The sequence below is a fragment of the Pseudomonas germanica genome (assembly GCF_019614655.1).
GTDB lineage: Bacteria > Pseudomonadota > Gammaproteobacteria > Pseudomonadales > Pseudomonadaceae > Aquipseudomonas > Aquipseudomonas neuropathica.
In genome coordinates this window covers 990529-1003840 of record NZ_CP071586.1, presented here as the reverse complement: position 1 = coordinate 1003840, position 13312 = coordinate 990529, and the positions used below count along the sequence as shown (strand labels likewise).

The window sequence follows — 13312 nt, the reverse complement described above, 5'->3', positions numbered from 1 at the left end:
ATCAGATCGGCCGGCAGATCCAGTGCAAGTAGCGCCCAAGCCCGGCGAAGCTTGGGTGACGGCGGTGAGCGAGTTCCATCTCGAGCAAATCCGCGAGTTCGGCGCGGGCCTGGAATTCCACCGGCATATAGTCGTGGAAAACCCGGATCCCGCTCTGGGTTTCGACCTGCCACAAGCCTTCGAGTTGCGTTGCCAATTCCCGCGGATCGAGGGGCTGTTGCGGGGTCAGGCTCTGCTTTTCCCCGGCCATGCTGTTCTTGCGCATTTTCTTGAAATGGCCTTTGAGCAGGTTGCGGTAGATCAGCGCGTCGCGATTGTAGAACGCCAGCGACAACCAGCCGTCGGGCTTGGTGAGTTGATGCAGCACCGGCAGGATCGCGTGAGGCTCGGCGAGCCATTCGAGCACGGCGTGGCAAATCACCAGATCGTAAGGTTCAGTGAGTTGCCCGAGCAGTTCCTGCCACGGCGCCTGGATGAATGTTGCGGTTTGCCCGGAGTCGGCGAAGCGCTGGCGCGCGCCGTCGAGCATCGGTGCGGCGGGCTCGGTGAAGGTTACGTCATGGCCGCGCTCGGCCAGCCACAGCGACATATGGCCGAGGCCGCCGCCAATGTCGAGCACTCGCAACGGACGATCCGGCAGTGCCTCGATTAGGTCGGCCTGCAACACCGCGAGGCGAATCGCGCCTTTGGCACCGCCATAGATTTTTTCGGCGAACCGCGTCGCCAACTGATCGAAATGCCGGTCACTCATCAGCTGAACCGCCGTTCGCTGTCGGCAAGCTTGGCGCGCACCACTTCATTCATGTCCAGGCCCAACTCGCTGCACAGCAGCAACAGATACAACACGATATCGCCGACTTCCTGCCCGGCGTGGGCGAGTTTGTCGGCGGGCAACTGGCGCGACTGGTCTTCCGTCAGCCACTGGAAGATTTCCACCAGTTCAGACATCTCAACGCTGGCGGCCATGGCGAGATTTTTCGGGCTGTGAAATTGCCGCCAGTCATTGCGGTCGCGAATGGCGTGCAGGCGTTCGGTCAGTTCAACAAGGTTCATCGGGTTCTCCTGAAGGCGTATAGCTTCGGGGGGATACCCACCAAAGGCAAGCGGCGCAGGTGATCTAATGTGGGAGCGAGCCTGCTCGCGAAAGGGGTGTGTCATTCAAACCCATCAGTTATCTGATCCACCGTATTCGCGAGCAGGCTCGCTCCCACACAGAATGGGTGCAAACCTTCTATCATGCAGGGAACTCGGCCACCCGCGTTGTGGCCCAAGGCTCAGCTCTTTCATCAGGATCCACACATGCAGGTAGAAAGCTTTTTCGAATGGCTCGGGCAGGCGCTCGGTTCGGTCATCCGGTTTATCGTCGATGGCCTCAGTGGCTTGTTCAACATTCTGAGCAATGCCGGTGGCAACTTTGTCGACGGGCTGGCCAAAACCCTGGGCATGGACACCTCGATCATCAGCATCATCGCCCTGATTGTCGGATTGATGCTGTTGTGGTCGGCGATTCGCGCGTTCATGAATGCGTCGATCATTGCCGGGATCATCTGGTTGTTGCTGGGGTTGTGGTTGCTTAGCTGGATTATTCACTAGCGCCACAAAACCTTGTAGGAGTGAGCCTGCTCGCGATAGCGGTGTGTCATTCGAAGCTGTTTTGACTGAACGGACGCTATCGCGAGCAGGCTCACTCCTACAGTGAATCGCGTTTCAGGCCAGAGGAATCGCTACAATGCCGCTCCCCAAGGAGCCCGCATGTCCACTCTGATCGCCGACTGGCGCGACCGCCCGACGCACCGCAAGGTCTGGGCACTCGCCGCGCCCATGATTCTGTCCAATATTTCCGTACCGTTGGTGGCGCTGGTCGACAGCACCGTCATCGGCCACTTGCCCCACGCCCATCAATTAGGCGCGGTGGCGGTCGGTGCCAGCCTGTACACCTTTCTCGCCTGGGCCATGGGCTTTCTGCGCATGGGCACCACCGGGTTTGCCGCGCAAGCCGCCGGGCGCAGCGACGGTGCGGCGTTGCGGCAGATTCTGTTGCAGGGCTTGCTGCTGGCGATGGGACTGGCGCTAGTGCTTGGCACTTTGGGTGTGCCGCTGAGTGGTGTTGCGTTGCACTTCATGCAACCGTCGGCGGAGCTGGATCAGCTCACTCGGGACTTCTTCCACACGCGGCTGTTCGGCCTGCCAGCGGCGCTGGCCAGTTATGCGCTGGTCGGCTGGTTTCTCGGCACGCAAAACGCCCGGGCGCCGCTGGCGATTCTGCTGACCACCAACCTGATCAACATCGTCCTCAATCTGTGGTTCGTCATCGGCCTGGACTGGGGCGTGGTCGGTTCGGCGCGCGCCTCGGTGATCGCCGAATGGAGCGGCGCCCTGCTCGGCCTGCTGCTGACCCGCAAGGCGCTGCGCGCGTACCCCGGGCACATCGCTTGGGCAGCGCTGAGAATCTGGCAGAGCTGGCGCCCGTTGCTGGCGGTCAACCGCGATATCTTTATCCGCAGCCTGGCGCTGCAATCGGTGTTTTTCCTGATCACCGTGCAAGGCGCGCGACTGGGTGATTCGACGGTGGCCGCCAACGCGCTGCTGCTCAATGGCTTGCTGCTCACCGCGCATGCGCTGGATGGTCTGGCCCATGCCGTCGAAGCCTTGTGCGGACACGCCATCGGCGCCCGTGATCGTCTGGCCCTGCGTCGCTCGCTGGTGGTGGCAGGCGGCTGGTCACTGATCGCCAGCCTCGGCTTCGCCATGCTGTTCCTGCTGGCCGGGCACTTGTTCATCGAGATGCAGACTGATATCCAGAGCGTGCGCGACACCGCGTTCGTCTACCTGCCCTACCTCGCCGTGCTGCCGCTGATTGCAGTCTGGAGCTACCTGCTCGACGGTTTGTTCATCGGCGCCACCCGCGCGCGGGAAATGCGCAACGGCATGCTGATCACCGTGGTGCTGTTATTGCCGTTCGCCTGGGCGCTGCAAGGTCTGGGCAATCACGGGCTGTGGATATCTTTTCTGCTGTTCATGGTGTTGCGTAGCCTGACCCTCGGTGCGCAAGCCTGGTGGCTCAAGCGCAACGATGGCTGGTTCAGTGGCGGCGTTCACTGACTCGGCGTGTGGGCGATAAACCCGACCACCTGATCGAGCACCGGCGCCAGACGCCGCAACGGCCGCGACAGGGTCGCTACCAAGGTTATGTGGCTGGGCCGCGAGTAATACAAATCCTGCGCCGGCACACCGGCCTCGCGCAGCTTGCTCGCAAGGCCACCGGTGTTGCGCGTCGGGTTGACCAGATCATCCCGGCTTGCCGCAATCAACAGCGCAGGCGGTGCGCCGCGACTGACATGGTTGATCGGCTGCGACTGCGGCGGTGAATCCGGCCAGAAGAACACCGGACGCACCTCGGGATTCTTGATCGGCAGAAAATCATACGGCCCGGCCAGACCGATCCAGCCTTGTACATCCCTGGGCGACATGCCCACCGCCGCGAGCCATTCGCTGTCCAGCGCGAGCATTGCCGCGTTGTACCCGCCCGAGCTGTGTCCCATCAGATACAAGCGCTGCGGGTTGCCGGAAAACTCGTGGATATGCGCTTTGGTCCATGCCACCGCACGCGCGCCGTCTTGCAGGAACAGCGGATAGCGCACCTGTGGATACAAACGGTAATCCGCCACCACGGCAACAATCCCTCGGGATGCCAGCGCTTCGCCGACAAAGCGGTAGTCGACGCGCGAACCGCTGTTCCAGCTGCCGCCATAGAAAAACACCACCACCGGCGCGCCGGGCATCGGCTGATGCGGCACATACACGTCGAGCTTCTGCCGAGGATCGTCGCCATAGGCGATGCCCACGGTTTTGGCGTACGTGCTGTCCGGAGTCAACGCATTGAGCACCTGCACCGGCGAACAACCGCCCAGCACCAGCAGCAACACGATCCCCCACCCTTGCCGGAATAAACCTGCCATACGCGCCGAACCTCGCCTCAGGACTGATCGCTGCGCCACTGGCGCCGTACATGGTCAAGCCGCTGCTGCTGGGTCAGCCCCACCGGCGGTGGCACCAGCACGGCTCGCGGATGCAGCAAGCGTAGCCATAACCAGCCATCGAGCACGGTGCGGTCGCTGAATCCCAGCGTCAGGCCTTGATGCACATGGGAGGCCATCGTCGCGTAATCGGTTCCCAGCGATTGGCACCAGCGCCAGATATGCTGCTCCAGCAAGCAGGTTTGCAGGCGTTCGCGCTGGCGCCGGGTCAGGCTTTCTTCGATGCTCAGCGGCTCGACGGCTAGCCCCGGGTTGCGCAACTGCTGCCAGCCCAGACTGCCAATCGCCCGGTCGGCCCAAGTGCCACCGAACCAGCGCAGTTGACGGATCGGCCCGAGCCAGCGGCTCAGCTCAGCAGCATCGCAGGCATCGAAAAAATAGCTCGCGGTCTGCCGGTTGTAATAGCTGAGCAAAGCCCGGTGATTCAATCCAAACGACACCGTGAGCATGCGCTGCAAGTGACTCAGCAGTTGTTGCGCCGAAACCTCACTGCCCAGCAACAGCCCGCGCCAGGTGTTTGGGTCGCTGTGACACAACGCAGCCAATGCCGGGCAGTCACGCAGCTCGATCAACACCGGGCCATGCTCGCTGACCGGTTCGAACTCAGTGCCCTCGAACAGGCTGAAACACTGCACACCGGCAAAAGCCCGGTGCAGGGTCAGCAAGGCCTGCGGTGCATCCGGGCCATCGAGCAGCAGCCACTGCGCCATGGGCTCAAGCGCCGCGCCATTCATGTTGCGCCGCTCTGTTCAAGCGCGGTGACCAGTCGGCAACTGCACACCGATTGAGAGCAATGGTTGAAACTGCCGCCGCCGGGGATCAGGCACAACAGCAGCAACGGTTCACCGCAAGTCAGCAGTTGCTGCAAGCCGTCACTCACCAGGCTGTCGGGCAGAGGCAACGGCAGGTCATCATCGGTGTCGACAGCGGTGGATGGCGGCTGCAGCACGCCGCTGATCATCGGCTGATCCGGATCCCCCTCGAAGAAACTCACAACCACCTCGACACCCTCGCTCAGCGCCGCCATGGACACCTGCGCCAGGGACGGCGCAAGCGGTAGCCAACAATGACTCGGAGCGGCCCCTTCGCCCTGGTAGAGCCAGTCGAATTGCACCGCCACCGGGCGCATCCGGTCAGGCTGCGGTTCATCGACCGCCACCACCCAGGCCCGTTGCAGGCTGTGCATGCGTAGGCGCGATGGCGCTGTAGCCGATGTGTACGGCACTTGCACCGTGCCGAACAGGCGGTTGACGTAGGGAGGTTCACGGGATGGATCGGCGCGATGTTCAATGCGTGTCAGCAACCACGGCCGATTGCATTCAGCGAAGGGATGACCGGCCAACCGCAGCCAGTGACCGCTGCGCAACGCTGGCAGTTCACTCTGGCCTTCAGCCCGTTGCACACCCGATAAACTGGTCTCAATTGCACTTTGCAATTGCCATTGCCGCAACGCAGGAGACGTATCTTGCCCGTCGTCCCCGCGCGGATACTGCGCGGCACCGGCCACGGGTAACTGCGCCGGATCATCGGCGAACACCAGGCAATGCCGGTCGCGATCGTGTTCAAAGTAATAGTGAATCCGCGCCTGCGCGCACAAGCGCTGGAGCAGTTGCAGATCGGACTCGCGATACTGCGTGCAGAACGTCCGGGCCGGGTAGCCGCCAGACAGATCGAAGCGGCACTGGGCGCCGGCAATCCCGTGCTCCCTGAGCACTTGTTCGATGATCTGCGGCACCGAACGGCCACTGAAGATGCGTTGACTGAAGCGCAGCGCGAGGCAACCGAGTTTCGGCCCCAGACGGATCCGGCTCAATCTCGAGCCCTCTGCGTGTTCATGCTGGACAAGGCTCTGCAATTGCCCGTGCACGCCCTCCCCCGACGGCCCGAAACAGAGGAACGCCGAACGGTATAGCAGGCCGGCGAGATCCAGGTGCGGATCGTCGATCAACACATCGATCTCGAACGCAAAGGATTCGCTGAGGGCTTCGCTACCGGTAAAGGCCAGGACTTCGAAAGGGTCGGACAGGCCCGCTACATCGAGACGAAAGGACGACTCGTTGACTGGTTCGAACATGGGCGGATCTCTACAGGAGGGGCGGTCGGGGATTCTCGCCGAGAGCCATGGCCGAGTAGAGAGCTGAAGTACAACTTAGGAAATGACCTACGCGAAAAGCAGACCGGATGACTTTGCTGGCCAGGAATGCCATGGATTTCGCGAAGATTTTGGGAGATATCCCACCGAGTCATCCGAATTTTCCGCCACGCTCAGGAAAAATTCAGACAACCCGGCAAGATCGCCACCTGGCCTCAGGAAGACAGGTAGGAGGAGCGGGTCAGGCCCAGACGCAAGGCATCGAGAAATTGCGTGCGCTCGCTGGCACTGATGCGGGCACTGGCGCACTTGTCGCGGTAGTGAGTCATCAGTTCTTCCGGCGACAAGTGCACGTAACGCAGCATGTCTTCGATGGTGTCGTGGGTCTCGATACCGGCGTGGTACACGCTGCCATCGGCGTTCTGGTAGATGTTTACCGAGTCGGTGTCACCGAACAGGTTGTGCATGTCGCCGAGGATTTCCTGATAGGCGCCGACCAGGAACACGCCCAGCAGGTAGTCTTCACCTTCGTTCAAACCGTGTACCGGCAGGCTGGTCTCGATGCTCTGCTCGTCGACGTACTGATTGATCTTGCCGTCGGAGTCGCAGGTCAGGTCTTGCAGCACCGCGCGACGCAGCGGCTCTTCGTCGAGACGGTGCAACGGGATGATCGGCAGGACCTGATCAATCGCCCAGGTGTCCGGCAGGCTCTGGAACACCGAGAAGTTGCAGATGTACTTGTCGGCCAGCTTGTCGTTGAGTTCGTCGAGCACTTGGCGGTGCGAACGCTGACGGGCTTTCAGCGAGTTGTGCAGGCGACGGCAGACGGCGAAGTAGCACTGCTCGGCCAAGGCTTTTTCGGCCAGGGTCAGCTTGCCATCGGCGTATTGCGCGGCAACGTCGCTCATGTAGTGGGTGGCGCGCCAGTAGGTTTCGGTGACCATTTCGATGTCGGTCGGGCCGAGCAGGTCAACCAGCCACTGCACGGTTTCCGGCAGCGACTCTTTGTTTTCGATCTGCGGGATCTCGTCGTTGTGCTTCTCGACGTCGGTTACCTGCACCACCAGCATGGCGTGGTGCGCGGTCAGCGAGCGGCCGCTTTCGGAGAAAATGTGCGGATGCGGCAGGCTCTGCGCGTCGCAGAATTCCTTGAGCATGCCGACCACGACACCGGCGTAATCGTCCATGTCGTAGTTGATCGAGCTGGCGTTGCGCGAGTGCGTGCCGTCGTAGTCGACGCCCAGACCGCCGCCGACGTCGATGTGATCGACCGGCAGACCGAGATTGCGCAGCTCGCCGTAGTAACGGATCGCTTCCTTGAAGCCGTGCTGGTAGTCAGCCAGGTTGGCGATCTGCGAGCCCATGTGGAAGTGCAACAGGCGAATGCCCTGATCCAGGCCAGCCGCGCGGAAACGCTCGACCACCGACAGCAGTTGTGCTGCCGACAGACCGAATTTGGATTTCTCGCCACCGGTGTCCGCCCACTTCGACGACGCCAGCGACGACAGACGCACGCGCAGGCCGACCTGTGGCTTGACCTTGAGCGAGGCGGCTTCTTCGATCACCAGACCGACTTCGGATTCTTTCTCGATAACGATGAAGACATTGTGGCCGAGCTTCTGGCCCATCAGCGCCAGACGGATGAACTCGCGGTCCTTGTAACCGTTGCAGACGATGGTGCCGCCCTTCGGCGCCAGCGCCAGCACGGCCAGCAGCTCAGGCTTGGAGCCGGCTTCCAGACCGATGGAGACGTCCTGGGTGGCGATGATGTTCTCGATCACCGCTTCTTGCTGGTTAACCTTGATCGGGTACAGCGCGGTGTACTTGCTCTGGTACTCCAGGCGCTCGATGTTCGAATCGAAGGCACCGGTCAACTGACGGACGCGGTCTTGCAGAATGTCGGGGAAGCGAACCAGCAACGGCAAGGACAAACCGCTTTTGCGCAGTTGGTCGACTTGTTCGAACAGGTCGATAGGCGAGCTGCTCGGACCGTTCGGACGAACTTCGACGCGACCGGCGTCATTGATCGCGAAATACCCGGCCCCCCAATGGCGAATCCCGTAAACACTGCGGCTGTCCGCAACTGTCCATTGGCTGCCATCGTCTTTGCGTGTGCGTCGTACGGACATCGAAGTCCCCTATAAAGAAGTCATAGTGCGTCGCCTGATCTCAGGCCGGCGCATTCTAAAGAATGAAAATGACGGTTTGTCAGCGCGGCGGTAGACCGCACTGACTGCGTGGAGTTTAGAAACCGGTCATGAACAGGCTCTGTGAAAACCATGGAGACGACGCCGGATCTGAAGTGTTTCAGCGCCGGATCAAGCCGCAGGTGGTTTTCACAGAGGCTGCTAGCCGCCGGACTTCTTCGCTTTGAAACCGTGCTTGATCAGCTCAGCCAAGAGTAGCTCGACATGATCGCCCTGGATTTCGATGATCCCGTCTTTCAACGCGCCGCCGGTGCCGCAACGTTTCTTCAACGTTGTTGCCAACTCTTTGAGCGCGTCTTCGGCCAGTGGCACGCCGGTGATGGTGGTCACCGTCTTGCCGCCGCGGCCCTTGCTCTCGCGTCGCACGCGGGCAATGCCGTCGCCGGCCGGGATCACGGTTTGTTTGCAGATACAGGCGTCCACCGGCTTACTGCATTCCGGGCAATGACGACCTGCGTCGGTGGAAAATACCAGGCCACCTAAGGCGGCGAAGGATGCGGCTTTTTTGGCCACCGGCAATCCTCTTGGGAGGACAAAGACTGATCGCAACCTTGGGCAAGGTCATCGACCGCGAAGCCCCACTCAGGCAGGGGCAGCGCTACTGCACCGGAATTTGGCGACGAGACTGCTGAACCGTAGGAGCTGCCGAAGGCTGCGATCTTTTGATCCTGCTCTTGAAAAACAAGATCAAAAGATCGCAGCCTTCGGCAGCTCCTACAGCGGGTCAGCAGCCCAACCTCAAACTCTTTGGTGCAGCTTGAAAAGGTCGCGCAGTGTAACGGCAAAAATGCGACTTGCTAAGTGCCAATCGGCGCCAATTTATGTGTTCTTTGCGACGTCGCTTTGCTGCGCCTTCAGATAGCGCTTCAAGGCTGCCAGAGAGTCCGGGCAATAAGGCTTTTGCTGGATTTCCTGCATGACCTGCTCGACCGGAATAAAGCGTGCTTCGAGCACCTCCTCCGGTTGCAGTTTCAGCGGCCCGTCCCAGACGGCGGAAAACGCCGAACACCACAAACGGTTGCCGGTGTCTTCGAAGTAGAAATGGTCATGGGCAGTCAGTTCGATACCGCTGACGCCCAACTCCTCTTCCAGCTCTCGGGCTGCCGACTCGGCGTAAGTCTCGTCGGCCTGCACCATGCCGCCCGCCGCGACGTCCCAGTAACCGGGATAAATCGCCTTGCTCAACGTGCGCCGGTGCACGCAAAGGTCACCGGCGGAATTGAACAACATGATGTAGGTGCCGCGACCGATCAGCCCACGCTCGCGCAGATCGGCACGCACCAGAGCGCCGAGCAGGTTGTCCTGCTCATCGACCCAGGCGATCTGTTCGGCATCCGAGGCGGCGCGATGGGCCGCCTCTTTGGCGTTGTGGCTCATGAATCAGCCCTGATTGAGCAGTTGACGCAAATCGATCACCGCGGCGTTGGCCCGGGAAATATAGTTGGCCATGACCAGCGAGTGGTTGGCCAGCACGCCGAAGCCGCTGCCGTTAAGAATCATAGGGCTCCAGACCGGCTCCTGCGAGGCTTCCAGTTCACGGATGATCTGACGCACGCTGACGGTGGCGTTCTTCTTCGCCAGCACATCGGCGAAATCGACTTCAATGGCGCGCAGCAGGTGCGACAGCGCCCAGGCCTGACCGCGGGCTTCGTAGAACACGTTGTCGATCTGCATCCACGGGGTCTCGACGACTTCTTCGTCAACCTGCGGCACTTCGCCGATCGCCGGCACTTCGGTTTTCAGCGCGGTATTGAGTTTGACCCGGCCTACGCTGGCCGACAGGCGTTGCGACAGCGAACCGAGACGGGTGCCGACATCGCCCAGCCAGTTGTTCAGGTTGTCGGCGCGAGCATAGAACAGCGCGTTTTTCTGGGTTGGATCAGACAGGCGCGCCTGATAACGACTCAGCGAGTTGATGCCCTCCTGATATTCCGACTCACTCGACGGCAGGATCCAGCTCTTGTTGTCGAAGTTGAAACGCGGCTCGGCCTTGGCCAGATCGGCATCTTCCGCCGACTGCGACTGCGAACGGGCAAAGTCTTTACGCAGGGCACGGGTCAGGTCACGCACCTGTACCAGCACGCCGTACTCCCAGCTTGGCGTGTTGTCCATCCACAGGCCCGGCGGGAAGCGGTCGTTGGAAATGTAGCCGCCCGGCTTGTTGAGCAAGGTGCCGGCAACGGTCTTCAGGGTTTCGACGGTGGTGTAGCCGATCACCATCTGCTTGCCTTCTTTCTCGGCCGCCACTTGCGCGTTTTGTGCGACCGGAAACAGCGCCGGCTCCTGGCTCCAGTACCAGCCAAGGCCAATGGTCACCAGCAGGTAGATGCCGATCAGCGTGGCCAATGCACGGCTGAACAGCAATCCGCCAACATAGCTGCGGGTGGCCGACTTGGGTTCGGCGGCACGTTCAGGCGCGCTGCCCGCGCGGTTTTTCCAGTCCAGCATGGCGATATCCTTTCAATCACTTGGGTTCAACGGTTCGACCACAACCATACAACAACGTGCCGAGGCCGGGCACCCGCGCGTAAAGATAAGCCGCAATTCGTATGGGCGAATGACGCTTCGACGATGACTAAGGGAATCCCCGATGCCCATGCTTCAGCCCATCGGATTGAAAACCATCGCAAAGGTCATTCACTGCACGGATAAAAGCACCACTGCCCCGTCATCCTGATCACCCAGCTTAGTCAGGGAGTGCCCGGCCTACGGGGACTTGTCAGACACTCAGGTCAAAAACAAAACCGTACGGTCAGAAACTGAATGGTGACGCATTGCAGATTATTGACGTACGACACTCGTGTAAGGGAAAAGAGGTGCTAGCATAGAGCCACCAGTCGATCTCAGCATGCAGCCTAACTAGTAGTCAGGATATGACCGAGCCAGAAGACCCCAGCCGTGAGCGTCTCAAGCACCACTTTGCCCAGCGGGTAATTCATCAGGCACGTCAGATTCTTGAGATATGGCAGCGCCTGCAACGCACTGAGTGGTCCAATGTCGATCTCGCCGAACTGAGCGAGGCCAACCTGCGCCTGCTGCGTTTTGCCGAGCGCTTCGAACAGCCCGAACACACGCAGCTTGCGCGCCATATCAGCCAATCGCTGGAAGCGGTGGACGCCAATCGCGGTCGCCTGAGCAGTGGCTTGATCACCGACCTCAATCGCTTGATGCAGCGTTTGTCACGCACCGGCCTGCGCCATGGCGATCAACTCGACCAGACTTTCCTGCCACCGCTGCGCAAACCGATCTATGTGATGCTGCAAGATCACGACCGCGCCGAACGCCTGGCCAAACAACTGGAATTCTTCGGTCTGAGCGCGCAGGCGCTGGACAGCGTTTCGGCGTTTCGCTCCTCGATGGTCGAGCGCCTGCCCGCGGCGATCGTCATGGACGTCGATTTCAGCGGCGCCGGCATCGGCCTGAAACTCGCCGCGGAGGCTCAGGTCGGTTTGGAAGAACCGCTGCCGCTGCTGTTCTTCAGCCTGCACGAAACCGACACGCCAACCCGCCTCGCCGCCGTGCGCGCCGGCGGCCAGGAGTTCCTCACCGGCACCCTCGAAGCGTCGAGCCTGCTGGAAAAGATAGAAGTCCTCACCTGCGTCGCCCAGTACGAACCTTATAAAGTGCTGATCATCGACGACTCGCGTGCGCAGGCCTTGCACACCGAGCGCCTGCTCAACAGCGCCGGCATCGTCACGCGTACCTTGATCGAACCGATTCAGGCGATGGCGGAACTGGCCGATTTCCAGCCCGACCTGATCATCCTCGACATGTACATGCCAGCCTGCACTGGCACCGAACTGGCCAAAGTGATTCGCCACAACGATCGCTATGTCAGCGTGCCGATCATTTACCTGTCTGCCGAGGACGATCTGGACAAGCAGCTCGACGCCATGAGCGAGGGCGGCGATGACTTCCTGACCAAACCGATCAAGCCGCGCCACCTGATCACCACCGTGCGCAACCGCGCCGCCCGCGCACGCAACCTCAAAGCACGGATGGTCCGCGACAGCCTCACCGGTCTGTACAACCACACGCACATTCTGCAATTGCTCGAAGACTGCTCGTTCCGCGCCCGCCGCGAGAACAAGCCATTGAGCTTTGCGATGCTCGACATCGACCATTTCAAACGGGTCAACGACAGCCACGGCCACCCGATGGGCGACCGGGTGATCAAGAGCCTCGCGCTGTTTCTCAAGCAGCGTTTGCGCAAGACCGATTTCATCGGCCGATACGGCGGCGAAGAGTTCGCCATCGTCATGCCCGACACTGATATAGAAGCCGCGCACAAAGTGCTCGACGAGATCCGCCAGCGCTTCGCTGAAATCCATTACCCGGCGCAGCCGCAGGATTTGTGGTGCACCTTCAGTGCCGGCGTGGTGGAAATGCACGATGACTGCGACAGCCTGATGATGGCCAGTCAGGCCGACGAAGCGCTGTACCGGGCCAAAGGTGCCGGGCGCAATCGCGTGCAGACCGCGCGCGAATCAAAGCAAAGTGCCACTTTTTCATCGGATTCCACTGATTCGGTCATAACCCTGTAACAGAACCGCAATAAATTCAGGCGCTTACCATTTCTGCCGTTGGTAGCCGTCATGCGCCTGAAGTTGCTCACCAATCTCAATACCCTGCTGTTGGTCGCCGTGTGTCTCGCACTCGGCGCGACGCTGTGGTGGTCGCAAAAAGCCCTTGAGCGCCCGTACCTGTTGATGGAGCGCTATCTCGGTCTGTCGCAACAATTTCAGAACGAGGTGGCACGCAACGTCGAGGATTACCTCGCCAGCGGCGACGCCTTGCGCCTGAGCAGTGCCAGTCAGGCCATCGACAATTTGCAGAAAGAACTCGGCGAATTGCCGCCAGCGCTGGCCGACACCCTGCGCCCGAGCCTGTCGGGCCTTGATGAATTCAGCAAGACCGACTTGCTCGCTGCCGGCAAACTGGCGGGCGACCCGCAGGCCTTGCTGTTGCAGGCAGAG

At 60.9% G+C, this 13312-nt stretch carries 12 protein-coding genes; 3 read left to right on the top strand and 9 right to left on the bottom strand.

Features of this window, described 5'->3' with window-relative positions:
- Window position 1 precedes the first annotated feature (1 nt).
- Together J0G10_RS04285 and J0G10_RS04280 are read right to left on the bottom strand one after the other, a co-directional pair.
- Window positions 2–751 carry a methyltransferase domain-containing protein gene (locus tag J0G10_RS04285; protein WP_220557556.1) on the bottom strand — a complete coding sequence of 250 codons (750 nt, stop codon included), beginning with the start codon at window positions 749–751 and terminating at the stop codon, window positions 2–4.
- Entirely contained in the window at window positions 751–1053 is a 303-nt protein-coding gene (locus J0G10_RS04280) for a MazG-like family protein (protein ID WP_007914625.1), read from the bottom strand. The genes J0G10_RS04285 and J0G10_RS04280 overlap by 1 nt, the downstream gene beginning before the upstream one ends.
- Window positions 1054–1299: 246 nt before the next feature.
- Between J0G10_RS04280 and J0G10_RS04275 the strand changes: the two genes are divergently transcribed.
- Together J0G10_RS04275 and J0G10_RS04270 are read left to right on the top strand one after the other, a co-directional pair.
- Complete coding sequence (locus tag J0G10_RS04275; protein ID WP_007914623.1) at window positions 1300–1593, top strand: hypothetical protein; 294 nt, start codon at window positions 1300–1302, stop codon at window positions 1591–1593.
- Between the two features lie 159 nt (window positions 1594–1752).
- On the top strand, window positions 1753–3102 hold the full coding sequence (locus J0G10_RS04270; protein WP_220557554.1) for an MATE family efflux transporter: 1350 nt from the start codon (window positions 1753–1755) through the stop codon (window positions 3100–3102).
- Here J0G10_RS04270 and J0G10_RS04265 read toward each other — a convergent pair.
- The 7 genes from J0G10_RS04265 to J0G10_RS04235 form a co-directional block, all read right to left on the bottom strand.
- Entirely contained in the window at window positions 3096–3959 is an 864-nt protein-coding gene (locus J0G10_RS04265) for an alpha/beta hydrolase (RefSeq protein WP_095047363.1), read from the bottom strand. The genes J0G10_RS04270 and J0G10_RS04265 overlap by 7 nt on opposite strands.
- Before the next feature lie 17 nt (window positions 3960–3976).
- The gene (locus tag J0G10_RS04260) at window positions 3977–4771 is read right to left on the bottom strand and encodes a DUF4123 domain-containing protein (protein ID WP_095047362.1); all 795 of its coding nucleotides are present in this window, start codon (window positions 4769–4771) and stop codon (window positions 3977–3979) included.
- Window positions 4768–6111 carry a type VI secretion system Vgr family protein gene (locus J0G10_RS04255; protein ID WP_220557552.1) on the bottom strand — a complete coding sequence of 448 codons (1344 nt, stop codon included), beginning with the start codon at window positions 6109–6111 and terminating at the stop codon, window positions 4768–4770. The genes J0G10_RS04260 and J0G10_RS04255 overlap by 4 nt, the downstream gene beginning before the upstream one ends.
- 233 nt (window positions 6112–6344) lie before the next feature.
- A complete protein-coding gene (speA, locus tag J0G10_RS04250; protein ID WP_038360569.1) occupies window positions 6345–8258 on the bottom strand; it encodes an arginine decarboxylase in 1914 nt (637 codons plus the stop codon).
- A gap of 219 nt (window positions 8259–8477) precedes the next feature.
- Window positions 8478–8849 carry a translation initiation factor Sui1 gene (locus tag J0G10_RS04245; RefSeq protein ID WP_007914613.1) on the bottom strand — a complete coding sequence of 124 codons (372 nt, stop codon included), beginning with the start codon at window positions 8847–8849 and terminating at the stop codon, window positions 8478–8480.
- A gap of 306 nt (window positions 8850–9155) precedes the next feature.
- Complete coding sequence (locus J0G10_RS04240) at window positions 9156–9713, bottom strand: NUDIX hydrolase (protein ID WP_220557549.1); 558 nt, start codon at window positions 9711–9713, stop codon at window positions 9156–9158.
- Window positions 9714–9716: 3 nt separating this feature from the next.
- A complete protein-coding gene (locus J0G10_RS04235) occupies window positions 9717–10784 on the bottom strand; it encodes a DUF2333 family protein (RefSeq protein ID WP_016984927.1) in 1068 nt (355 codons plus the stop codon).
- A 425-nt stretch (window positions 10785–11209) separates the two neighbouring features.
- Here J0G10_RS04235 and gcbA point away from each other — a divergent pair, with 425 nt between their 5' ends.
- A complete protein-coding gene (gene gcbA, locus J0G10_RS04230; protein WP_095047359.1) occupies window positions 11210–12880 on the top strand; it encodes a diguanylate cyclase GcbA in 1671 nt (556 codons plus the stop codon).
- The last annotated feature ends 432 nt before the right edge of the window (window positions 12881–13312 follow it).

Bases quoted from the DNA above. Each gene is read 5' to 3' on its own strand.
- J0G10_RS04265 (WP_095047363.1), bottom strand. From the start codon at position 3,959: ATGGCAGGTTTATTCCGGCAAGGGTGGGGGATCGTGTTGCTGCTGGTG.
- gcbA (WP_095047359.1), top strand. From the start codon at position 11,210: ATGACCGAGCCAGAAGACCCCAGCCGTGAGCGTCTCAAGCACCACTTT.
- J0G10_RS04270 (WP_220557554.1), top strand. From the start codon at position 1,753: ATGTCCACTCTGATCGCCGACTGGCGCGACCGCCCGACGCACCGCAAG.
- J0G10_RS04235 (WP_016984927.1), bottom strand. From the start codon at position 10,784: ATGCTGGACTGGAAAAACCGCGCGGGCAGCGCGCCTGAACGTGCCGCC.
- J0G10_RS04280 (WP_007914625.1), bottom strand. From the start codon at position 1,053: ATGAACCTTGTTGAACTGACCGAACGCCTGCACGCCATTCGCGACCGC.
- J0G10_RS04255 (WP_220557552.1), bottom strand. From the start codon at position 6,111: ATGTTCGAACCAGTCAACGAGTCGTCCTTTCGTCTCGATGTAGCGGGC.
- J0G10_RS04260 (WP_095047362.1), bottom strand. From the start codon at position 4,771: ATGAATGGCGCGGCGCTTGAGCCCATGGCGCAGTGGCTGCTGCTCGAT.
- J0G10_RS04275 (WP_007914623.1), top strand. From the start codon at position 1,300: ATGCAGGTAGAAAGCTTTTTCGAATGGCTCGGGCAGGCGCTCGGTTCG.
- J0G10_RS04240 (WP_220557549.1), bottom strand. From the start codon at position 9,713: ATGAGCCACAACGCCAAAGAGGCGGCCCATCGCGCCGCCTCGGATGCC.
- speA (WP_038360569.1), bottom strand. From the start codon at position 8,258: ATGTCCGTACGACGCACACGCAAAGACGATGGCAGCCAATGGACAGTT.
- J0G10_RS04285 (WP_220557556.1), bottom strand. From the start codon at position 751: ATGAGTGACCGGCATTTCGATCAGTTGGCGACGCGGTTCGCCGAAAAA.